The 22,941-nt window shown below is 73.2% G+C and carries 17 protein-coding genes, 1 pseudogene and 1 CRISPR repeat array; of the genes and pseudogenes, 6 read left to right on the forward strand and 12 right to left on the reverse strand.

Annotation, left to right across the window (positions count from 1 at the left end):
* Positions 1–46: 46 nt before the first annotated feature.
* From O7625_RS24540 to O7625_RS24565, 6 genes are all read right to left on the reverse strand, one after another.
* Entirely contained in the window at positions 47–550 is a 504-nt protein-coding gene (locus O7625_RS24540) for a DUF2231 domain-containing protein (protein ID WP_067314398.1), read from the reverse strand.
* A gap of 175 nt (positions 551–725) precedes the next feature.
* Positions 726–1,466: a GAF and ANTAR domain-containing protein gene (locus O7625_RS24545; protein ID WP_282341885.1), complete on the reverse strand. Its 741-nt coding sequence runs from the start codon at positions 1,464–1,466 to the stop codon at positions 726–728.
* Between the two features lie 178 nt (positions 1,467–1,644).
* A complete protein-coding gene (secA2, locus tag O7625_RS24550; protein ID WP_282341887.1) occupies positions 1,645–3,936 on the reverse strand; it encodes an accessory Sec system translocase SecA2 in 2,292 nt (763 codons plus the stop codon).
* A gap of 627 nt (positions 3,937–4,563) precedes the next feature.
* On the reverse strand, positions 4,564–5,808 hold the full coding sequence (locus tag O7625_RS24555; RefSeq protein ID WP_282341888.1) for an IS256 family transposase: 1,245 nt from the start codon (positions 5,806–5,808) through the stop codon (positions 4,564–4,566).
* Positions 5,809–5,954: 146 nt separating this feature from the next.
* A CRISPR array of direct repeats spans positions 5,955–6,653; the repeat unit is 28 nt; unit sequence GGATCACCCCCGCATGCGCGGGGAGCAG.
* 39 nt (positions 6,654–6,692) lie between these two features.
* Entirely contained in the window at positions 6,693–6,893 is a 201-nt protein-coding gene (locus tag O7625_RS24560) for a DUF397 domain-containing protein (RefSeq protein WP_282341890.1), read from the reverse strand.
* On the reverse strand, positions 6,884–7,651 hold the full coding sequence (locus tag O7625_RS24565; RefSeq protein ID WP_282341891.1) for a DUF5753 domain-containing protein: 768 nt from the start codon (positions 7,649–7,651) through the stop codon (positions 6,884–6,886). The genes O7625_RS24560 and O7625_RS24565 overlap by 10 nt, the downstream gene beginning before the upstream one ends.
* 266 nt (positions 7,652–7,917) lie before the next feature.
* On the opposite strand from O7625_RS24565, the pseudogene O7625_RS24570 reads away from it, so the two are divergent.
* Positions 7,918–8,193 (forward strand): annotated as a pseudogene (locus tag O7625_RS24570) (hypothetical protein); the annotation flags it as partial.
* Positions 8,194–8,537: 344 nt separating this feature from the next.
* Here O7625_RS24570 and O7625_RS24575 read toward each other — a convergent pair.
* Complete coding sequence (locus O7625_RS24575) at positions 8,538–9,626, reverse strand: zinc-binding alcohol dehydrogenase (RefSeq protein WP_282341893.1); 1,089 nt, start codon at positions 9,624–9,626, stop codon at positions 8,538–8,540.
* A complete protein-coding gene (locus O7625_RS24580; protein WP_282341895.1) occupies positions 9,619–10,833 on the reverse strand; it encodes a Gfo/Idh/MocA family oxidoreductase in 1,215 nt (404 codons plus the stop codon). Before O7625_RS24580 ends, O7625_RS24575 begins: the two co-directional genes overlap by 8 nt.
* Before the next feature lie 233 nt (positions 10,834–11,066).
* On the opposite strand from O7625_RS24580, the gene O7625_RS24585 reads away from it, so the two are divergent.
* The 4 genes from O7625_RS24585 (at position 11,067) to ctaD (ending at position 16,276) form a co-directional block, all read left to right on the forward strand.
* Entirely contained in the window at positions 11,067–12,083 is a 1,017-nt protein-coding gene (locus O7625_RS24585; RefSeq protein WP_282341897.1) for a glucosyl-3-phosphoglycerate synthase, read from the forward strand.
* A gap of 109 nt (positions 12,084–12,192) precedes the next feature.
* On the forward strand, positions 12,193–13,350 hold the full coding sequence (locus tag O7625_RS24590) for a glycosyltransferase (protein ID WP_282341899.1): 1,158 nt from the start codon (positions 12,193–12,195) through the stop codon (positions 13,348–13,350).
* Between the two features lie 104 nt (positions 13,351–13,454).
* On the forward strand, positions 13,455–14,183 hold the full coding sequence (locus O7625_RS24595; RefSeq protein ID WP_282341901.1) for an ATP-binding protein: 729 nt from the start codon (positions 13,455–13,457) through the stop codon (positions 14,181–14,183).
* Positions 14,184–14,272: 89 nt separating this feature from the next.
* Complete coding sequence (gene ctaD / locus O7625_RS24600; protein ID WP_282341903.1) at positions 14,273–16,276, forward strand: cytochrome c oxidase subunit I; 2,004 nt, start codon at positions 14,273–14,275, stop codon at positions 16,274–16,276.
* Between the two features lie 67 nt (positions 16,277–16,343).
* Here the strand turns inward: ctaD and O7625_RS24605 are convergent, their stop codons facing one another.
* The 4 genes from O7625_RS24605 to O7625_RS24620 all read right to left on the reverse strand — a co-directional run bounded on the left by O7625_RS24605 (position 16,344) and on the right by O7625_RS24620 (position 22,233).
* Positions 16,344–17,483: a SigB/SigF/SigG family RNA polymerase sigma factor gene (locus O7625_RS24605; RefSeq protein ID WP_282341905.1), complete on the reverse strand. Its 1,140-nt coding sequence runs from the start codon at positions 17,481–17,483 to the stop codon at positions 16,344–16,346.
* A gap of 345 nt (positions 17,484–17,828) precedes the next feature.
* Positions 17,829–19,217, reverse strand: a complete 1,389-nt coding sequence (locus O7625_RS24610; RefSeq protein ID WP_282341907.1) for a hypothetical protein — start codon at positions 19,215–19,217, stop codon at positions 17,829–17,831.
* A gap of 135 nt (positions 19,218–19,352) precedes the next feature.
* Positions 19,353–21,122 (reverse strand): thiamine pyrophosphate-binding protein, encoded by a 1,770-nt coding sequence (locus O7625_RS24615; RefSeq protein ID WP_282341909.1) that lies wholly within the window; start codon positions 21,120–21,122, stop codon positions 19,353–19,355.
* Positions 21,115–22,233, reverse strand: coding sequence for a Vms1/Ankzf1 family peptidyl-tRNA hydrolase (locus O7625_RS24620; RefSeq protein ID WP_282341910.1), 1,119 nt, complete (start codon positions 22,231–22,233; stop codon positions 21,115–21,117). Before O7625_RS24620 ends, O7625_RS24615 begins: the two co-directional genes overlap by 8 nt.
* A 154-nt stretch (positions 22,234–22,387) precedes the next feature.
* Between O7625_RS24620 and O7625_RS24625 the strand changes: the two genes are divergently transcribed.
* Positions 22,388–22,933: a hypothetical protein gene (locus O7625_RS24625; protein ID WP_282347077.1), complete on the forward strand. Its 546-nt coding sequence runs from the start codon at positions 22,388–22,390 to the stop codon at positions 22,931–22,933.
* Positions 22,934–22,941: the final 8 nt, after the last annotated feature.

Raw genomic sequence — 22,941 nt, forward strand, 5'->3', positions numbered from 1 at the left:
GCCGCCGGCAACCCGATTGGCCACCGGCGGTGCGCCACCCCGGCGGTCAGGGGGTGGAGCGGAGGATCTCCACGGTGGAGCCGGCGGGCACGCCGTCGAGGGTCTCGAAGCCGGTGGGCTCCCGGTGGCCGGAGTCGAACTGGCGCATCAGCCGGGCGCCGAGCCCGACGCCGACCGCGCCGACGGCCAGCGCGACCAGCTCGGTCACCAGCAGCATCCCGGTCGCGCCGCGCTGCGGGGCGTCCGCGCGGATCAGGCAGGCCAGCAGGAAGAGCGCAGCCATGCCCGCGTTGACCATGTTGAACATGACCATGGTACGGCGGTGCGGCCCCGGCCGGACGTCCCACAGGTCGATCATGCCGGCCGCCCCGGCGAGCCCGGCGGCCACCAGTGCGGCGATGGCGGTCCAGTAGCCGACCTCACCGAGGAAGACCGGGCCACCCGCCACGTCGGCGAGATCGAAGACGGTGGCGCTGACGAAGAGCCCGAAGGGGAACGTCACCAGCATCGGTTGGATGGGATGCCCCTGCACCCTCAGGCGGCTCTCCATCGGTTCCTCCCCAGGATCGGCTCAGCTCACCGGTCCAGGGTGCTACCCGAGGCACCGCCCGGCGAAACGGCCGCGCCAGGATTCGCGGGGCCGGGAAGAAACGACACCCGACCGCCGGACGACGACCGCGCCCCCGACCGCCGGCCCCGACCGCTGTCCGGCAGCGGCGTGTGCCTCACGACTCGCGGGGCCGGGAAACGGTGGTGACCAGACGCTCCGCGACCTCCCGTAGCGGGATGTCCAGGGAGGACGCCGCGCTGCGCAGCACGTGCAGCGCCTCGGGGGCCGGGCAGCCGCGCTGCGTCATGATCACCCCGACGGCCTGGCCGACCACGTTCTCCCCGAGCAGCGCGCCGTCGCGTTCACCGGCCCGCTCGGCCCGCCGGGCCCGGTCCCGGACGGCGGCCAGCAGCAGCCCGGCGTGCTCGGCCAGCAGCATCGCGGTGAGCTGCTGCCGGGTGCCCAGCAGGGCGGCCCGGTCGGCGTACAGGTTGATCGAACCGATCGCCTGCTCGTCGACGTCCACCGGGGCGGAGATCACCCCACGGACGCCGAGCCGGCGGGCGCTCTCGGTCCACGCCGGCCACCGGTCCTCGGTGGTGAGGTCCGCGGCGATGGTCATCTCCCGGCGACGGATCGCGTTCATCGCCGGTGACTCCCCGCCGTGTCCCAGGTCGTCCAGCTCGGCCAGCCGCGGATCGGAGGCGGCGACCCCGGCGGGTTCCCCGGCCAGCAACGCGGTGAACCCGCACCAGGCCACGCCCGGCACGGCGTCGGCGGTGATCCGGACCAGCTCGGCCAGTGCCGCGTCGAAGTCGTCGACCGCGATCAGCCCCGCGGTCAGCTCCCGTAACAGGGCGGCCGTCTCCAGCACCCCGAGCGTGTCACTCGTCAGCTCCCGCATGTCCAGTCTCACCGAACCACGGGCTCCGTTGCGCACCTGCCGCCCGCCACCGACGTCGTTGCCTGCGTCATCGTCGTGATCTCTCTTCCGAGTCGTGAGCCCCGGGCTACTACCCTGCCGAAACCGGATCGAAACCGCGTAAAGGTACCCCTCCGGTGCCGGACCGTCCCGGAGGGGTACCTCGTGACGTTCAGCGGGCCGCGGCGAGCCGGCGGCCGACCGAGGCGATCAGCCGGTCCAGTTCCGAGCCGAACGGGTTGTCGTGCACCAGGTACGTCCAGGTGGCGCTGGGCCGGACCAGCTTGGCGGCGTCCGGCTCCCAGTCCTCGGCGAACTCGGTCTCCTCGAAGGTGGCCAGGGTCCGCGTCTCGATCTCGGGGATGAGGTTGGTGAACGCCGGCACCGCCGCCCGGTGGAACTCGTCCAGCGGGTCGAGCCGACCCAGCGCCCGCAGGTGCACACCCTCGCGCACCTCGGACAGCTCGGCCAGGTGCTCCGCCCAGAGCCGATCGGTGTGGTAGAGCGCGATCGACCGGGCCACCCGGGCCAGCAGGTCCTCGTCCATCTCGCCGGCCTTGTCGGGCATCCGGTCGAGCAGCATCAGCGCGGCGATGTCGGAGGTGAGCAGCCGCTCCCGGCGCTCGGCCAGCGCGATCCGCTGCTGCTCGATGACCACGCTGTAGCGCCAGGTGTTGCGGTGGATCTCGTGGTTGACGCCCTCGGCGACCCGCTGAGCGTGCTCCACCGCGTAGTCGACCTGCTCGTCGGTGACCAGGCCGTCGGCGTTCATCCGGGGCGACGCCGGGATGGTGTCGCCGGCGTGCCGCACCACCAGGTCGTCCTCCAGGCTGACGAAGAAGACCGAGCCACCGGGGTCGCCCTGCCGGCCGGCCCGGCCGCGCAGCTGGTCGTCGACCCGCCGGCTGTCGTGCCGGCCGCTGCCGATCACGTACAGCCCGCCCAGCTCGGCCACCCGCTCCTGGTCGACCTGCTCGCTGCCGCCGAGCCGGATGTCGACGCCCCGACCCGCCATCTGGGTGGAGACGGTCACCGCGCCGTACGCGCCGGCCTCGGCGATGATCGCCGCCTCCTCGTCGTCGTTCTTGGCATTGAGCACCACGCACGGCACCCCGGCAGCCTGCAGACCGGCGGCGAGCCCCTCGGACTCCTTCACGTCGAGCGTGCCGACCAGCACCGGGCGGCCCGCCTCGTGGCAGCGCCGGATCTCGTCGATCAGCGCCTCCTCCTTCTCGGCCCGGGTCGCGTAGATCCGGTCCGGCTCGTCCTCGCGGACGCAGGGGGTGTTCGGCGGGATCACCGCCACCTCGAGGCCGAAGAACTCGCGGAGCTGGTCGCCGACCAGCACCGCGGTCGCCGTCATGCCGCACAGCTTGGGGTAGAGCGCGATGTACGCCTGCACGGCGATGGTGCCCAGCACCTCCCCCTCGGCGGTGGCGTCCAGGCCCTCCTTCGCCTCCACGGCGGCCTGGAGGCCGTCGGGCCAGCGCCGGCGCTGGGCGACCCGGCCGCGCATCTCGTCGATCAGCTCGACCGAGCCGTCCCGCACGATGTAGTCGACGTCGCGGTGCAGCAGGGCGTGCGCGTGCAACGCCACGTTCACCGCCGAGAGCTGCCCGACGTGCTCGGTGTCGTACAGGTCGATGCCGCCCAGCTTGGCCTCGACGGCGGCCAGCCCTTCGGTGGTGAAGGCGACGCTGCGGCCGTCGTCGGCGACCGTGTAGTGCCGGCCCTTGCGCAGGCCACGCACCAGCGCGGCGGCGGCGTGCACCGGGTCCTGCTCACCGGTGACCGAACCGGCCAGCACCATCGGCACCCGGGCCTCGTCGATCAGGATCGAGTCGGCCTCGTCGACGATCGCGGTGGCCAGCGGCGGCTGGACCCGGTCGGCCAGGTCGGTGACGAGCTGGTCGCGGAGGAAGTCGAAACCGGCCTCGCTGACCGACACGTAGGTGACGTCGCAGCCGTACGCCTCCCGCCGCTCGGCCGGGGTGGACGCCTCGTTGACCCAACCCACGCTCAGCCCGAGCAGCCGGTAGACCGGCATCATCCACTCGGCGTCCCGGCGGGCCAGGTAGTCGTTGACCGTGAGCACGTGCACCGGGCCGTTGCCCAGCCGGACGTGCCCGTAGGCGGCGATGGTGGCGGTCAGGGTCTTACCCTCACCGGTGGCCATCTCGGCGACCTTGCCGGACAGCAGCGCCATCGCACCGAGCAGCTGCACGTCGTACGGCCGCTGGTCGAGGCCACGACGGGCGGCCTCCCGGCCGACGGCGCAGATCTCCACGTACTCCGTGGCCGCACCGGCGGCCTCGGTCAACGCGGCGTCGTCCAGCGCCGACAGCTCGTCCTCGCGCGCGGCGATCCGCGGCAGCAGCTTCTCCAGCGGAGCCAGGTCGACCGTCGTCCCCGGGCGCTGGAGGAACCGGCGGAACCTGCTCTTCAACCGTTGCGACACACCCATGAGCGGCAACGGTACGCGAACCTGACCGGAAAAAGCTGCCCGGTCCGGGCATGGTGGCCCCGGTGTCCAGTTCCCGGCACATCCGGGCAGCTCAGCAGGGGTCATCGACCCATCAGCCCGAAAAGGGCGGCAGCCGACCGCCACGGGCGCGGGCTGACGGTCGTCGATGATCAACGGAGCTGCGCCCGGCGGGGCGGCACGGCAGGAAGATCACGAACTCTCGGTGGGTGGGCCGACGGCAACTCCCCCACGAACAGCTACCGGGTTCGGACGGTGCCGGGGCGCCTCGGCACCACCCTCGCCTGCGCGGAGAGCAGGCCACGATGTCTTCGACCTTGGCGGTGAGGGTGGGATCACCCCCGCATACGCGGGGAGCAGGTCCGTGGAGAAGTCCGGCGAGCGGGCGAACAGGATCACCCCCGCATGCGCGGAGCAGGGCCGCGAGTTCCGGGCGATGTCCCGGGAGCACGGATCACCCCCGCATGCGCGGGGAGCAGTTGTGCGAGACGGACCAGCCGCCAATCTCGTCGGGATCACCCCCGCATGCGCGGGGAGTAGACCCGCTGTGGTGGGGTTACGTCCGCGCTGGTGGTGTAAGAGACGGCCATCGCGTGATCCGGTCTGATGTTATGCGGTGATCGGGGCGGGGTCGGTGTGGTCGGTGTCGTGTTGGCTGGTGTCGAGGGTGATCAGGCGGGCTTTGGCGAGGAGTTCCAGGCTCATGTAGCGGCGGCCTTCGGTCCATTCGTCGGTCTGTTCGGCCAGGACCGCGCCGACGAGGCGGATGATCGCTGGCCGGTTGGGGAAGATCCCGACGACGTCGGTGCGGCGGCGGATCTCCTTGTTCAGGCGTTCCTGCGGGTTGTTCGACCAGATCTGACGCCAGATCTCACGGGGGAAGCCGGTGAACGCGAGGAGGTCGTCGCGGGCGGTGTCGAGGTGCTCGGCGGCGGCCGGGAACTTCGCTTCGATCGTGGTCACGACCCGCCGGTACTGGGCGTGGACGGCGTCGGCGTCGGGCTGGTCGAAGATCGTGCGGACGAGGGTAGCGATCCATGGCTGCGCGGACTTCGGGACTTTGGTGAGCAGGTTGCGCAGGTAGTGGGTGCGGCATCGTTGCCATGCGGCTCCTGGCAGGGCGGCGCCGATCGCAGCGACGAGGCCGGCGTGGGCGTCGGAGATGACCAGGCGGACACCGGACAGACCGCGGGCGGTCAACGAGCGCAGGAACGCCAGCCATCCGGCGCCGTCCTCGTCGGAGGCGACGTCCAGACCGAGGACTTCGCGTTGGCCGTCGGCGTTGACCCCGACCGCGATCAGGGCGTGGACGTTGACGGTCCGTCCGTGTTCACGGGTCTTCATTGTCAGCGCGTCCATCCACACGAACGTGTAGTGGGCGGCGTCCAAGGGCCGGTTGCGAAACGCCTCGACCTGCGCGTCCAGGTGCGTGGACATCTCCGAGACCTGCGACTTGGACAACTGACGGACACCGAGCTGCTCGACGAGCTTCTCCACCCGCCGTGTCGACACCCCGAGCAGGTAACTCGTGGCCACCACCGAGACCAGAGCCTGCTCGGCCCGCCGACGATGCGTCAGTAGCCAGTCCGGGAAGTAGCTGCCGTGCCGCAGCTTCGGCACCGCCAAGTCGATCGTGCCAGCCCGGGTGTCCCACTCGCGCTGCCGGTATCCGTTGCGCGAGTTGACCCGCTCGTCGCTGCGCTGTCCATAGCCGGCACCGCAGATCGCATCAGCTTCGGCAGACATCAGCGCCTGCGCGAACGTCTTGATCATCGCCTGCAACACATCCGGCGACGCGCCCGCGATCTGCTCGCACAGCAGCTCAACAGGGTTCACACTCTCAGATGCGGCCATCGCGCATCACTCTCCTTCACTCGGACTTAGCCGTCTCGAAGGATCGCGCGGTGGCCGTCTCTCATCTACGCAACACGCCCATCACGGGCAAGTCGTACACCACTCCCGTGGACGCGACCCCTGGTGCTGCCCTGACTGCTGCCGGGGGATCACCCCCGCATACGCGGGGAGCAGGTGCTGCCACCCCACACCCCGTAGTCCTCATCCGGATCACCCCCGCATGCGCGGGGAGCAGTTCAACGCTGTCGGCCCCCTGGTGGTGGACCGTGGATCACCCCCGCATGCGCGGGGAGCAGATAGATCATCACGCCCGGCGGCGGTCGATCGCCGGATCACCCCCGCATGCGCGGGGAGCAGTACGGCGTGTACCCCGAGTCGTTCTGCCACGATGGATCACCCCCGCATGCGCGGGGAGCAGCGGGCCACGGCCGAGGACCTGACGTCGGAGACGGGATCACCCCCGCATGCGCGGGGAGCAGTGGTGGACTCCCGTCCGGTCGTGATCGGGCCGGGGATCACCCCCGCATGCGCGGGGAGCAGTCGCTACCTGAAGCAATACGACGAGTTGCGTCGGGATCACCCCCGCATGCGCGGGGAGCAGGTCGAGGGCGATCTCGAAGTGGGTGTCGTGCGGGGATCACCCCCGCATGCGCGGGGAGCAGTTGATGCCCAGTTCGGTCATCAGGTCGGCGGCCGGATCACCCCCGCATGCGCGGGGAGCAGTGTTCGATGGAGCGGTCGAACACCTTCTGCGCGGGATCACCCCCGCATGCGCGGGGAGCAGCCCGGAATCTGGCCCGGATTCACGAGACAGCCGGGATCACCCCCGCATGCGCGGGGAGCAGGCTTTCTGAGCTGGGGCGCTGTAGATCAACTTGGGGGATTTACTTCACTTGTTGGCGCCGGCTGGCGAAGCCGAGGAAGCCCTGCCAGGCCGCCGGAGTGAACGCGAGCACCCCACCGTCGCGGTCCTTGGTGTCCCGCACCAGGACGACACCGGGGAGGTTCCCCGCGACCTCGACACAGTCTCCACCGTTGCCGCCGCTCTTCGTGCTCTTGTGCCACCGCGCGCCGGTCAGGTCCATGATGCAGCCGCCTCTCTCAGGAGATCGAGGGTCCGTCCACGAGGGAGCGCCTCGCCACGGATGCGTTCCCAGCGCCGTTCAAGGTTAACAAGGTCGGACGGCTTGTCCAGGATCTGCGCCTGTGCCGGACCGTCCACGTGGGCCACTCGCGCCCCCTCCGGCAGGTCGGCGATGACGAACGGTCCGTCGAGCCCCGGGTAGCTCGCGGCGTCGGCCGGCACGACGTGCAGTTGCACGTTCGGCATCTCGGTACAGGCGAGGAGGTGGGTGAGTTGGGCCGCCATGAGCGCTCGGCTGTCACCGACCCGGCGGCGCAGGACGCCCTCGTCCAGGACGGCGACGAGCAGAGGGCTGCGCTCCCGGTGCAGGATCGCCTGACGGGCGAGTCGCGCTTCGGTCAGCTCGTCCATCGCCTCGGCCGCCAGGGTGCCACCGGCGAGGGTCGCCCGCGCGTACGCCTCGGTCTGGAGCAGGCCGGGCACCCAGGCCAGTTGAAAAGCCCGTAGCGTGGTCGCCTCCCGCTCGATGTCGACCCAGGGCCGGAACCAGACCGGCTCGCGCCGCTTGACGATGTCCGGCCAGAGGGCATCGACATCCCGCTCCAGCAGATCTGCGACGGTGGCCCGGTGCCGGCTCTGCGGGATGTGTCCGGGGTTTGCCCACCGGGCCACGGTCTTCGGGTGCAGACCGAGCTGGCCCGCCAGGCTCTCGGCGGTGTATCCCGCCTCGGCGAGCGCTTCGACAAATGCGTGATTCATGCCTTTTCCCTCCCCGAACAATGCAACTGTCCGCAAGAATTAGCACAACGCTGTGTGATTGTCTAGACACTCTCGGCAAGCTGGGCGGCAGGACGACGCCGCCGTTCCGGTCCAGCACCAGCGGCGACGCCTGTCGGGTGGGGCCGCACGACGAGGGGCGGGCGGCCCCACCCTCCACACCCGAGGGACAGGACGCCACCATGCCGCAGCACGACCACGTACAGCACCGTCATCCGACACCAAGGCCCGGCACCCCGACGCCCGCACTGACCCCGACGAACCACCGTCCGCTCCGGGCGGGTGACGTGCTGCTCCTGACCCGCACCGCGTCACCGCAGTTCACCCAGCCGATCACGGTACGGGTCATCCGTGAGCTGACCGACCGGCACACCTACCAGGGATGGGTGTGGATCACCGCGTACCAACTGGACGCCGCCCATCAAGCGGTCCGGCGCCGCGAGCTGTACGTCCGCCGCGACGGCCTGCACTGGCTGCCCGCCCCCACCCCACCGGCACCCCGCCCACGGACGTCCGGCACCCCGCCGATCCGGCGCACCAACCAGCGCGCACCGGCCGCACGGCGGGGACGCCTACCGGGCAACCAGCTCACCCCCCGACCGGAGCACCGATCTGACCCGCCGCTCCCCGCGCCGGCTCCCACAGGCTCCACCGCATCGCCGACCCGACATCGCGCCCGATGATCAGCTTGCCGAAATGAAGACGACACGCCGGGAGGAGTGCTTCATTCCGCAAAGTGATCATGAGGCACCGTGGCCGCAACAACACGAGCAGCGGGAAAGAATGCCGCATTCTGCAAAGTGATCATGAGGCACCCCGAACGGGGCGGGACGGCACGCCGCAAGGCGATCATCACGTGGGGCGCAAGTCAGCAGGTGAGGACGACCTGGAGTTCCTGGCGGCGGCGTTCGGCCAGGTCGGTGAGCAGGGCCGGGGCCTCGGTGAACGGGACCACCGCGGAGATCAGGTGCTTACGCATCAGGTCGCCGTACCGGTGCAGCAGGTCGATCGTCTCAGCGGAGAGCCGCTCCCGGTCCCAGGTCGGGGCGAGCCCCCGGGGCACCCGGCCGATCTGGGCACACCGCAGCGACAGGCCGTTGTGGTGGAACTCCTCACCGAGCCGGACGGCCTCCGCACCGCCCTGGTAGAACGCCAGGTCGATGACGGTGCCCTGGGGACGCAGCAGGCGCAGCGCCAGGTGCAGCGCCCAGGCCTGCCCCCGGCACTGGAACACCACGTCCGCGCCCCGGTCCCCGGCGCTGTGGTGCCAGCGGGTCTTGAGCAGCACCGCCGGATCGTCGGCCTCCGGGTCGAGGGTCTCCAGGCCGAGCGCCTCGGCGACCTGGCGGCGCTGCGGGGTCGGGTCGAGCACCACCACCGAGGCGGCTCCGTGCCGCCGGGCGAACAGGGCGGTGAGCAGGGCCACCACGCCACCGCCGACCACTGCCACCCGGCGGCCGCGCACCCCGTCGCCGAGCGAGCGTACGTCGGTGCCACACAGGTCGGCGGCGGCGTGCAGCAGGCCGTTGGCGCAGATCGGCCCCATGTGCGCCGCGTAGACGCCGAGCATCGGGTCGAGGTCCCCGGGGAGCGGCACGAACCGTTCGGCCAGCGGGTCGGCGACGTAGCCGGTGCGGTGGCCGTAGGTCATCGCGCCGACGGTGCCGACGGCGATCGCCGGGGTACGGCTCTGCACCACCTCACCGACCTGCATGTAGCCGAGCCGGGTGACCGGGTACGGCGTGCTGGCCGTCCCCGGCCGGAACAGGCCCAGGGTGGCATCGAAGGTGACGTTGAGGAAGGGGTTGGTGCCCTTGACGAAGCTCAGCTCGGTGCCGGCGGAGACCCCGCTGTAGCGGGTCCGTACCCGAATCGCGCCGTCGCCCAGTTCACCGGTCTCCTGCTCGGCCAACTCGACCTGCCCGGGGCCGCTGACCACCACCACCGTGTCACGCATCGAGGGTCACCCCCGCCGGTGCCCCGTGCCCGCCACCGGCCCGGACGTCCGCAACGCCGACGTCCCCGGCGCCGACCGCACCGTCAGGGACACCGCCAGCGCGGACATCCCCCGCACGAACGTCACCGCCGAAGACACCCCCGGCACGGGCCTCTCCGTCAGGGACACCCCCGCCAGGGATACCCCCGGCAGGGACGCCGCCGCCAGGGATACCCCCGGCAGGGACGCCGCCGGCCGCCGGGGCGAGCGCGGCCGGGCCGGTGGGCAGGGTGACGCTGCGGCCGGTACGGGCGCTCTGCGCGACCGCGACCGCCAGCCGTTGGGTGCGCAGCGCCTCCGCGTACGGCACCCGGATGTCGTCGCCGGCCCCGGTGACCGCGTCGACGAAGGCCCGGTCCACGGCGACCCGGGCGCCGTCGGGGTCGGCCGGGAGGTGGCGCTCCCCGTCGGCGTCGCGGATCGTCAGGCCGTCCTCGGCCAGCGACAGGGCCAGCCCGTCGGCGAGGATCTCCAGACCGGCCCGGTGCTTCCAGCCGAGCACGCAGGCGGCGGCGAGGGTGCCCACCGCCCCGTTGGCGAAGCGCAGGGTGGCCGCGGTCACCGAGTCGATGTCGGCGCCGTCGACCGGGGGCGGGCTGCCGTCGCCGTACGCGGTGACCTCGACGGCCTCCCCGACCAGCGCCCGGATCAGGTCCAGCACGTGGGCGGCCTGCTCGACGACCGGGCCACCGGAGCGGTCCCGCACCGCCCACCAGGCCACCGGAGGCACCTTGTCCAGCCAGGCCCCGTTGACCATCCGCACCGGTCGGTCGGCGAGCAGCTCCCGGGCCTGCTCGACCACGTGCAGGTAGCGCCAGTGGTGCCCGACGGCGGTGCGCAGGCCCTGCTGCTCGACCAGGGCGGCGACCCGTTCGGCGGTGTCCAGGTCGACCGCGACCGGCTTCTCCACGAACATCGGCACGCCGGCCGCGATCACCGCCTCCTCGACCGGCCCGTGGGCGAACGGGGGGACGCAGACGTACACCGCGTCCGGGCCGGCGGCCAGCAGCTCGTCGATGTCGGCGTAGACCCGCGCGGAGTGCGCGTCGGCCAGGGCCGTCGCCGCCTCCCGGGCGACGTCGGTGACGCCGATCAGGTCCACGTCCGGAAAACTCCCCAGTACGCGGGCGTGGCGTTGCGCCACCCCGCCGGCCCCGACCAGCCCCACCCGGCACGTGTGCATTCCTTCGGCCCTCTCGACGCGGTCACGACCCATGCCGTCAGCACTCCCCCCGACGGGGAGCGGCAAAACCCGGGGCGGGTCCGCAACACAGCGTTCACCTGCCGGGAACCGGGCGGTGGACCGATGTGATCAAGCTGTTAGGGATTATCCGGTTAGCGGCAATGCGGGGATGGGAAAACCACAAACGGGTTTTCCGCCATGGATCTGGGGGTTTGCCAGTGCGGGATACAGAACCGACCGTCTCACCTGTCGTGGAGGCATGGGCCACATACCGGACGACGTCGGCGCAGGACTGGCCCACGCGACGGCTGATGAGGGCGAAGGGGGACAACCGGGTCAGCGTCGTGCTGCCCGCCCGCAACGAGGAGGCCACCGTCGGGGCGATCGTCTCGACGATCCGGGAACACCTGATGGACCGGGTGCCACTGGTCGACGAACTGATCGTGGTGGACTCCCGGTCCACCGACCGGACCGCCCAGGTGGCCCGCGCGGCCGGCGCGGAGGTCGTCGGCCAGGACGAGATGACCCGGGGCCTGCCCCGGCTGACCGGCAAGGGCGACGCGCTCTGGGCCGGTCTCGCCGCCGCCGACGGTGACGTCGTCGCCTTCGTCGACGCCGACCTGCGCGAGTTCCGGCCGCACTTCGTGACCGGTCTGATCGGCCCGTTGCTGGTCGACCCGTCCGTCGAGTTCGTGAAGGGCTTCTACCACCGGCCGCTGGTCGGCACGGCCGGCGTGGAGGCCGACGGCGGCGGGCGGGTGACCGAGCTGATGGCCCGCCCGCTGCTGAACCTGTTCTGGCCGGAACTGGCCGGCTTCGTACAGCCCCTCGCCGGTGAGTACGCCGGCCGGCGCGCGGTGCTGGAACGGGTGCCGTTCGTCACCGGCTACGGCGTCGAGACGGCCATGCTGATCGACCTGCTGGAGCTGGTCGGCCTGGACGCGCTCGCCCAGGTCGACCTGGGCGAGCGCAAACACCGGCACCAGGACACCGCGGCCCTCGGCCGGATGTCCGCCCAGATCATGCACACCGCCTGGACACGGTTGCAGCAGCGGGGCTGGGCCGCCCCGGGCACCAGCCCGGCGGGCACCCTGACCCAGTTCCGCCGGGGCGGCTCCGAGGCGCTGCCCAGCCTCGACCGGGAGATCGTCGTCAACGACGTCTCGGTGCAGGAACGTCCGCCCCTCGCCGACCTGCGGCCCCGGGTGCCGCGCCGGCGGGTGGCGGCCGCGTGACCAGGCTGGTCCGGCCCGGGGTTCCCCGGCCGCGACCGACCCGGCGTCGCCCCCCGAACGGGCGGACACCGTCCCGAGACTCCGCCCGCCCCGAGAGGAAACCCCGACCATGAGCCTCACCGTGCTGATGAACGCCGGCCCGTGGCTGTCCGTCCCCCCGCCCGGGTACGGCGGCATCGAGAACGTCATCGCCACCCTGGTGCCGGAGCTGCGTCGGCTCGGGGTGAAGGTGGTGCTCGCCTCGGTGGGGTCGAGCACCCTGCCGGTGGACGAGAAGTTCTCGGTCTACGACGACGGGCAGTTCGCCGCCCTGCAACGGCCGTACAACCAGGTGTGCGGGGTGTCCCAGGCGCACCTGGCCGGAGTGGTCCGGCAGGTGCACGGGCGGACCGACATCGACCTGGTGCACGACCACGTGGAGGCGGTCGGGCTGGCCACCCTCGCGGCGATGGGGCCGGCCGCCCCGCCGGTGCTGCACACCCTGCACTGGGACCTGGCCAAACACCCCGAGTTGTACGGCAACCTCGACGCCGGGGCACGGGTCCGGGTCAACGGGGTCTCCGCAGCCCAGCTGGCCCGGGCACCCCGGGCGCTGCGGGAGCACTCGGTCGGGCACGTGCACCTGTCGACCCCGCTGGCCGTGCACGCCGACCGGGCGCCCCGGCCGGCCAAGGGCGACTACGCGGTCGTTCTCGGCCGGATCAACCCGGGCAAGGGCCAGGACGTCGGCGCCCGGCTGGCCCACCGGACCGGGGTGCCGTTGGTGCTCGCCGGCCCGGTCGGGCCGTACCACCGGCCGGCGGATCTGGCGGCGGCGGGCGACGAGGCCCGGCAGAACCCGGACGTGCGCTTCTTCTACGAGCAGGTCGCCCCGCACGTCGACGGTGACCTGGTGCGCTGGGTCGGCACGGTGGCCGGCCGGGAGCGCGACGACCTGTTGGCCGGAGCGCGGGCGTCGCTGTTCCCGCTGCGCTGGGAGGAGCCCGGCGGGACGGCCGTGGTGGAGTCGCTGTCGTTGGGCACGCCGGTGGTGGCGACCCGGCGGGGCTGCCTGCCGGAGCTGATCACGCACGGGCGCACCGGCCTGCTCACCGACGACGAGGAGGAGCTGGGCGAGCTGCTGCTGGCGGCCCACCGGATCGACCCGGACGAGTGCCGGCGGGAGGCTGCCACCCGGTTCACCCCGGCGGTGATGGCCGAGAGGTACGTCACCCTCTACGAGACGGTCCGGGCCTCGGCGGCACTGCCGCAGCTCCGGGCCGCCTGAGCCGCGGGTACCCGGCGGCGGGGCGGTGCCGGCCCCGGTTTCGCCCCGCCGGGTCGCGGGTACCTGGCGGTCCTGCCGAGCACCACGAACGGAATCGAGGGCCGATGGTCAGCCGGATCACCTGCGAGGTCAACGACGAGTCGCCGGTGACCGTCGTACGCCTGGCCGGCGCGCTCGACCTCGGGACCATGCGCGCCGTGCACACCGTGCTGGACCGCTGCCTGACCACCCTGCCGGACGCGCTGGTGGTCGACCTGGGCCGGGTGACCGTCGCCGACCGGCTGGCGCTGTCGGTGTTCGCCGCCGCCGCCCGGCAGGCCGCCGACTGGCCGGCCGTGCCGGTGGTGCTCTGCTCTCCCCCGCCGAACGCCGCGGCCTGGCTGGCCACCTCCACCACCTGTCGGGTGGTGCCGGTGCGGCAGGACTGCGCGGAGGCGACCCGGCTGGCCGGAGCAGTCGCCGCGCCCCGGCTGCGGGCCCGGCTGGAGCCGGTGGCGGGGGCCTGCCGACGCGCCCGGGAGCTGGTCGGTGACGCCTGCGCCCGGTGGAACGTGCCGCACCTGGTCGAGCCGGCGTCGCTGGTGCTCAGCGAGCTGGTCGGCAACGTGGTGCGCCACGCCCACACCCCGATGCGGATCACGCTGACCCTGCACCAGCCGTACCTGCGGGTGGCGGTGGCCGACGGCAGCCGGACGGCGGCGCGCGAGGCCAGCCCGAGCCTCTCCGCCGAGGGCGGCCGGGGGCTGCTGCTGATCCGGGAGATGGCGCAGCGCTGGGGCAGCTCTCCGCTGGTCGACGGCAAGGTGGTCTGGGCACTCCTGCCGGCCAATTGACCGAAATTCCCCCTCTCGCCTGGTTACATGGGCAGTGGGGCGGGTAGTCGCGCCCGTCCTTTCTGTCGTCACGACGGGGTGAGAGAACCATGCCCAGACGGGTAACCACGGAACCGGCCCGGGACCGGGGGCCGGCGATCCTCGCCCCGGCCCGGTTCGGCGGTTTCCCCGGCCCGGTCCGTCCGGCGCTGCCCGGGAACAAGCTGCTGCGGCTGCTCGGCACCACCGACGCCAAGCAGATCGGCCTGCTCTACCTGGTCACGTCGTTCGTTTTCTTCCTGGTCGGCGGGGTGCTGGCCCTGCTGATCCGGGCCGAACTGGCCCGGCCCGGGATGCAGTTCCTCTCCCCGGAGCAGTACAACCAGGCCTTCACCATGCACGGCACGATCATGCTGCTGCTCTTCGCCACCCCGCTGGTGTTCGCCTTCGGCAACTACGTCGTGCCGTTGCAGATCGGCGCCCCGGACGTGGCGTTCCCCCGGCTCAACGCGTTCGCGTACTGGCTCTACCTGTTCGGCGGCACCATGGTCGTCGGCGGCTACCTCACTCCGGGCGGCGCGGCGGACTTCGGCTGGACGGCGTACAACCCGCTCAGCGACGCGACGAACTCCCCCGGTATCGGGGGGAACCTGTGGGTGGTCGGCCTGGTCGTCTCCGGGCTGGGCACCATCCTCGGCGCGGTCAACCTGATCACCACCACGCTGACCCTGCGCGCCCCCGGCATGACCATGTTCCGGATGCCGATCTTCACGTGGAACATGCTGCTCACCGCCGTCCTGGTGATCCTGGTCTTCCCGCTGCTGGCCGCGGCGCTGCTGGCCCTCGGCGCGGACCGGCTGCTCGACGCCCACGTCTACGACCCGGCGACCGGCGGGCCGATGCTCTGGCAGCACCTGTTCTGGTTCTTCGGCCATCCCGAGGTCTACATCGTGGCGCTGCCGTTCTTCGGCATCATCACCGAGATCATCCCGGTCTTCAGCCGCAAGCCGATCTTCGGCTACACCGGCCTGGTGCTGGCCACCGTCGCGATCACCGTCCTGTCGATGACCGTCTGGGCGCACCACATGTTCGCCACCGGGCAGGTGCTGCTGCCGTTCTTCAGCTTCCTCAGCTACCTGATCGCGGTGCCCACCGGGGTGAAGTTCTTCAACTGGATCGGCACCATGTGGAAGGGCCAGCTCACCTTCGAGACGCCGATGCTGTTCGCCGTCGGGTTCCTGGTGACCTTCCTGCTCGGCGGCCTGACCGGGGTGCTGCTGGCCAGCCCGCCGGTGGACTTCCACGTGACCGACTCGTACTTCGTGGTGGCGCACTTCCACTACGTGCTGTTCGGCACGATCGTCTTCGCCGCCTTCGGCGGGGTCTACTTCTGGTTCCCCAAGATGACCGGCCGGCTGCTCGACGAACGGCTCGGCAAGCTGCACTTCTGGACCATGTTCGTCGGCTTCCACGCCACCTTCCTGGTCCAGCACTGGCTGGGTGACGAGGGCATGCCCCGGCGGTACGCCGACTACCTGCCCGGCGACGGTTTCACCACGCTCAACATGATCTCCACCGTCGGGTCGTTCGTGCTCGGCGCGTCCACCCTGTTCTTCCTCTACAACGTCTGGAAGTCCTGGCGGTACGGCGCGCTGGTGACGGTGGACGACCCGTGGGGCTTCGGCAACTCGCTGGAATGGGCCACCTCCTGCCCGCCGCCGCTGCGCAACTTCGACCGGATGCCCCGGATCCGCTCCGAACGCCCCGCCTTCGACGCGAAGTACGGTCCGCTCGTCGCCGACCTCGGCCGGGACCTGCCGCAACGCACCACCCGACCGCCGCAGGAACTGCACGACGAGCTGCACCACGAACGGCACGTCCCCGAGTCACCGGCGGCCGAGGGCGCGCACGGTGCCCGGGAGGCGGTCGCCTACCAGCCCGCCCCGCAGTCCGGTGCCCGCCCGGTGGAGGTGCCCGAACCGGAGGACGTCCGCCGGCCCGGCTTCGCGCACTCCGACGCGCCCGACAGCGAACCACCCGGCGGCGCGGATCCCGACACCCCCGGGCGGTGGCGTCACCCGCACGGCACGGACGACGACCCCGGGCGGCGCTGACCGGCACGCCACGGCCGCCGGGCCGGCGCTCCCGCGAGGGGGTGCCGGCCCGGCGGCCGTCGTCGGTTCAGGCGTCCACGGGGGCGGGCAGACCCGCGGCGGCCAGCGACCGCCCCACCGCCGGCTGGACCCGGGTCAGCCGCACCGGCACCCCGGTACGGATCGCCGCGTCCCGGCCCGCCACCAGGGCGGCGATGCCGCCGGCGTCGACCCCGCCCGCGCCGTCCAGGTCCACCACCAGCTCGCGGGGCTGCCCGGCGACCGCCTCCAGCATCGTCCGGCGCAACTGCGCCGCGCCGTCCCGGTCGATCTCGCCCCCGACCTCCACCACGGTTCGCTCCGCGGTGCGTCTGACCACGATCCGGTTCCGGCCGGTCTCCGTCTCCGCGGCGCCGTTCTGCCACGGCGGCGGGGTGTCGGCGAGCATCGCCTGACGCAGCCAGGTCAACGCCCGGGACAGCAGCCGGGAGACGTGCATCTGGGAGATGCCGAACCGGGCGGCGATCTCCGCCTGGGTCTGGTTGCCGTAGAAGCGCATCGCCAGGATCCGCCGCTCCCGCCAGGGCAACCGGTGCAGCAACCCGCTGATCGTCACCCGGTCGTCCACCGACTCCAGGTCAGTGTCCGACTCCCCCACCAGGTCACCGAACTCGGCGGAACTCTCCCCGCCGACCGGCGCGTTGAGCGAGGCCGGACTGTACCCGGCCGCCGACTCCAGCGCGGCCAGGATCTCCTCCTCCGGCGTCTCCAGCCGGGCCGCCAGCTCGGCCACGCTCGGCGCCCGGGACAGCTCACTGGTCAACGCCGAGGTCGCCTGGCCGACCTCCAGGATCAGGTCACGCAGCCGGCGGGGCACGTGCACCCCCCAGGTCCGGTCCCGGAAGTGCCGCTTGATCTCCCCGACGATGGTGATCGCCGCGTACGCGGTGAACGAGCCCCGTTCGGGGTCGTACCGGTCGACGGCGTTGACCAGGCCGAGCCGGGCCACCTGCTCCAGGTCCTCCAGCGGCTCACCCCGCCCCCGGTAGCGGCGGGCCAGCCGGCCGGCGAACGGCAGGGCGAACCGGACCAGGTCCTCGCGCGCCTCCCCCCGACGCTCCGGTGGCAGGCCGGCGATCCGCGCCGCGTACGCCAGCGCCGCGGCGTCCAGGTCCTCCAGACCGCGATCGGTCGGCGGTGGTGTGGTCGTGGTGGTCTGTCCGAACATCCGCGCCTCCCTCAGGAAGGTCCCCCGCCCGGATCGAGCCGGTCGTGCGCGTGGTGGGACCACGCACCGGGTCGGAAGTAGGTCACCTGCCGCGCCGGGATCACCGGACGCGTGGGAACGGCGACCGACCGTCACGCGACGTGGTCGAACCGTCGCGGCGGGCGGTCCTCCCGCTCCCCAGGTACTCAACCACGCAGCCCCGGGTTCGCGAGGATGTTTCGGTGCGCCGGGTCCGGCCGGGCGGCGCGGACACCCCGGGCGTCCCCTTTCCGGGCTAACCCCGCCCGGCCGGTCGGGGGTCACCGGCGCTCCCACCGGAGCCGGCCGACGGTCGGCACGGACCGGTCAGGACACCGCCAACCCCAGCGACGCACCCGCCTCGTGCAACCCGGCGAGCGCCTCGCCGACACCCAGCGGCGGCGGTGTCGGCAGGTCGTACGGCTGGCCGCGCAGCACCTCGGTGGCCCGCCGGGTGGCCACCGGCCCGACCGGGTAGCCCCGGGCGGCGGTGCGGTCCAGCGCCCGGCGACGACGCCCGAACGCCGCCACCGCCAGCCACTGCGGCAGCCCGGCCAACGCCGGGGACCGCATCCCCGGCGACTCGGGCAGCACGTCCACCGAGTTGAACGGTTCGCTGCCGGCCAGCCACCACTCCACGTCGTCCACGCTGCGCCGGGTCGCGTTCTCACACCAGTACGGCACCAGCCCCGCCCGCACCACCTGCCACGGGTCGAGCAACCGGCCGCACTCGACCACCAACCGGTCGCCGGTCTTGCCGGCCCGGCGCAGCCACCGCCGGTAGAGGTCGGCGGTGGCCGCGCTGAGCGCCCCCGGGTGCGGCACCCCGACCTGCCGCAGCTCGTGCCCCCGGGTACGGGTCCACTGGTCCAGGGCACTGGCGAAACCCGGCTCGACCCCGTGCTCGGCGGAGCCCCGGGCGGCGGTGACCGGCGGCGGCTCCCACCCGGCCCCGGTACCGCCGGCGGCCCGGAGCACCTGGCGCAGGGTCGGGGAGTCCGGATGGAAGTCCACCGGCTCCAGGCCGCAGGCCGGGGAGCCGAGCTGGAAGCTGTGCCCCGGTCCGGAGTCCGACACCGGCCAGCCGCGTCCGTCGCCGACGAGCAGCACCGCCGAGCGGCGGGTCAGCCGGTCGGCCAGGAACCGGGCGTACGCCACCGGCAGCGACCGCCACCGGGCCACCAGGCTGAGCGTGGTCCCGGCCAGCGCGCCCCGGCTGGCCGGGCAGTGCACCTGGCGTACGTGCAGGTCGGGGTTGCCGGCGAGGACCCGGGCGGCGAACGCGGCACCGTGGTCCAGGGCCGCCCCGGGCCGGTCCACCGCGCCGTGCGTCCACTGGGCGGTCATCTCGAACCCGGCCGGCAACCAGGGCACCCCGAGCGCCACGGCCAGGTGGACGGCGGCGGCGTGCGGTGAGCCCAGCACCACCGCCGGATAGCGCTGCCGGGGGTACTGGCCGACGATCCACCGGGCCACCCGCTCCCCGTCCACCCCGGCGGCCTGCGCGGCGGTCAGTGTCACCCGGCCGGCGTCCCGCCGGGCCGGCTCCGCGGCGACGGTGGACCGGGACGACGGGCCGGGGTGCCCCAGGTCCGCGCAGTCCAGCCCGCGCAACGCCCGGGCGGCGGCGGCCACCAGCACCCGCGCGGTGCTGCCCGCGGCGACCACCCGGTCACCGGACAGCCCGGCGTCCGGGGCCGTCGTCGCCCACGGCACCGGTTCCGTCCTGCCCCGATCGCTCACCACGCGGCCCGGCTTCCCGTCCCGCTGGGGTCTAAACAGGGCATCCCGCGCCGACGGGCGCAATCCTCGACCTCCGGCCGGTAGGCCCCGGCGGCTCCGACACGGCGGTCACCGCCCGTCGGCCGACATCATCCGGTCCCGGATCCGCCGGGCGGCGTCGCCGTCGGCGACGAGGTCCCGCAGGTCGGCCAGGGCCGGCTCCGGTGCCCGCCGGGGCACCGTCGGGTCCACCACCGCCTCCAGCACGCACGGCCGGTCGGCGGCGAGCGCCTCGTCCCAGGCGGCTCCCACCAGCTCCGGCCGGTCCACCCGGACACCGTGCAGCCCGAGCAGCCGGGCCCACCCGGCGTACGGCACGTCGGCCCGGCGGACGCCCGCCGCCCCGGGACGCGACCGGGCGGCCACCCCGGCCGGCACCCACCGGCCGCCACCCGGGTCGCGGTGGTCACGGTCGTTGAGCACCAGCACCACCAGCCGGGGATCGACCCACTCCTGCCAGCGCTGCGCCACGGTGATCAGCTCGGCCAGCCCGCTGAGCTGCATCGCGTCGTCGCCCAGCAGGGCGACCACCGGTGCGTCCGGGCGGTCCAGCTTGGCCGCGAACGCGTACGGCAGCGCGCAGCCCGGGGAGCCGAGGGCACCGCAGAGCTGCGCGTCGACCCCGGGGGGCAGCGTCAGGTGGCGGGCGTACCAGGGCAGCACCGCACCGACGTCGACCGCGACCGCCCCGGTCCGGGGCAGCCGGGTGGACAGCTCGTGCAGCACCAGTTGCGGGTTGACCGGCTCGGCCGGTTCGGCGGCGCGGGCGGCGGCGGCGCTGCGCCACCGGTCCACCGAGCCCTCCACGGTGGCCCGCCACTGCCGGTTCGGCCGGTCGGCGACCTGGCCCACCAGGGCGCGCAGCGTCTCGGCGGCGTCGCCGACCAGCGGCACGTCCACCGGGTAGCGGGTGCCGATCCGTCGCCCGTCGATGTCGATCTGGATGGTGCGGGTCTGGCCCGGCGGCGGGAGGTAGTCGGTCCACGGGTCATTGGTACCCACCAGCAGCAGGGTGTCGGCGCCGCCCATCAGCTCCGCGGCGGCCGGGGTGCCGACCTCGCCGAGCACCCCGGTGTGGAACGGCAGCCGCTCGTCGAGGACCGGCTTGCCCGGCAGCGAGCTGGCCACCCCCGCGCCCAGCCGGTCGGCCAGCACGGTGATCTGCTCCGCCGCGCCCCGGGCGCCCTGCCCGACCAGGATCGCCACCCGTCGCCCGACGGTGAGCAGCGCCGCGGCGGCGTCCAGGTCCGCCCGGTGGGGCAGCACCCGGGCCAGCGGTTCACCCGGCGTCGCGTTGAGCACCCCCGCCGCGTGCGGTTGCAGGTCGGCCACGGCGGCTACCTGCAACGCGCGGGGCAGCACCACGCAGGTCGGGCTGCGGGTCGCCACCGCGGTACGGAACGCCTGGTCGAGCAGCGCCGGCACCTGCGCCGGGGTACGGCCGTAACGGACGAACTGGTGGCACACGTCGGCGAAGAGCCGGCTCAGCCCGATCTCCTCGTGCACCTCGCCCAGCGGCCCGCAGACGTCCTCGCCGATGATGGCCACCACCGGCCGGCTGTCCAGTTTCGCGTCGTACAGGCCGCTGAGCAGGTGCACCGCGCCCGGCCCCTGGGTGGCCAGGCAGACCCCCACGCCGCCGGTGAACTTGGCGTGGCCGGTCGCCATGAAGGCGGCGGTCTCCTCGTGCCGGGCGGGGACGAACTCCGGATCCCCACCGGCGGAGTCCAACGCCCCGACCACCGGGGCGATCGCGTCTCCCGGGCAGCCGAAGGCGCGGGGCACCCGCCAGGCCCGCAACCGGTCCACCACCAGCTGGGCGACCGTACGGTCAGCCATGGTCCCGTCCCGGGGTGGCCGGATCGGCGTACCGCAGCACGGCGCCGAGCCCGTCGGCCAGCTCGGGGGCCTCGTCCGGCCCGAGGACGGTCAGGTCGGCGTCCGTGCCGACCAGCGCCCGGACCAGTGCCGCGTCGGCGCGGACCCGCTGCGGGTCGGCCACCGCGGCGAGCCCGCCGGGTGCGGTGGCGAGGTCGGTGGGCCGCGGGCCGATCCACAGCTCGCCGATGGCCGACGGGTCGTCGACGAGCAGCATGGTGTCGACCTGGTGGCGTTGCAGGGCGTCCACCACGGCGTCCAGCCCCGCCCCGACGTCCTGCTGGGTGCCGAACCGGTCCAGGGCGGCGGTGACGTGCCGGTCGGCCGCCTCCGCGATGGTCTGCACGGTGACGTCGTCCATCGCGGTCGGGTCGGCGCCGCCGGCCCGGGAGCCGGCGTCGGTGCGGACCACCACGTCCTGCCAGCGCGACGGCAGTTGCGCGGCGATCATTCCGGTGGCCCGGATGTCCCCGGCGACCACCACCACGTCCGCGCCGACCCGGTCGGCCAGCTCGGCGGTGGCCGCGGCGGCGTCCCCGGCATTGTGGTGCCAGGCCTCCATCGCGGCCCGCTGGTAGCGGGACTGGGACCAGCCGCCGGACTGCCCCCGGCGCAGCGGGTAGGTCTGCGTGCCGGTGACGTGGGACCGCCGGGGCACCCCGCCGGCGCTGACCGCGACGGCGTCCGCGCCGGTGCGGTCGGCGAGCACCCGGACCCAGGCGACCTGTTCACCACGCTGCGCGAGCAGCGGCATGACGTGCGGCAGCGCGGTGTACGCGGCCAGGTCGCGCAGCGGCGGCGCGGACAGGTACTCGGAGAGGACCACCCGGCCCCGGCTGGCGAACGCGGCCAGCCCGTAGTCGCCCGGCATCGGGTCGTGGCCCCGGACCACCCGGTCCAGTGCCGCGACGGTGGGCTCGTCCGCCCCGTCGGCGACGAGCTGCTCGGCCAGGGCACGCCAGCGCAGGTCCAGTGCCGGACGCGCGTCCTGGGTGTCCCGGGAGGCGTCCAGATAGACAGAGCACCACGGCCCGGGACGGTCGTAGAGCGGGCGCAGGAAGGACAGCTGCATGCTCGACCCCTTTCCGGCTCGACCGCCCGCTTACCCGCGCCACCCGGGATGTCACCTCGTCACGACGGGGCGGCCGGGGGCCGTGAGACGCCGGTTCATTCACGTCATTCGACCCAGGAGGCGGATACCATCAGTGAACGGAACCGGACTCTCGGTGGTGAACATGGACAGCGATCTCCGTAATCGGGTGATACGCCCGACGCAGCGGATACTCACCGGGCGGGTGGTCCGGTTCATGGACGGCTACTCCCGCGAGGTCAGGATCGGCCAGCCGGTGCTGGTGGCGGTGCTGACCGCGGCGAGCGTGGCGGGGCTGCTGGTGATGCTGGTGCGTACGGTGCTGTCCAGCCTCGGCGGTGGGGGCGCCCGCCGAAAGTGGAAGGACCTCAAAAAGGGGCCGGAGTTCCTGGTCACCCCGCTGCGGGTGCGCGACGACAACGGCCAGCTCTACGAGGTGGAGCTGCACGGGCACCTGCCCCAGAGCGCGGTGCACCCGTCCGACTGGGTGCAGCTGACCCTCCGCCCACAGGACGTCGACCTGCCGCCGCGCATAGAGCGGATCGTCAACCTGACCACCGGGCAGCTGCTGACCCCGCGTATCGCGACGGTGTGGAGCCACCTCGGCCCGCCGCTGCTGATCCAGGCGGTGCTGGGGGCGGTGCTGGTGCTGCTGGTCGCCGCCGCCGTGATCCTCACCTGACCGCGGGC

This window comes from Micromonospora sp. WMMD714 (genome assembly GCF_029581315.1).
Classification (GTDB): Bacteria; Actinomycetota; Actinomycetes; order Mycobacteriales; family Micromonosporaceae; genus Micromonospora; species Micromonospora rifamycinica.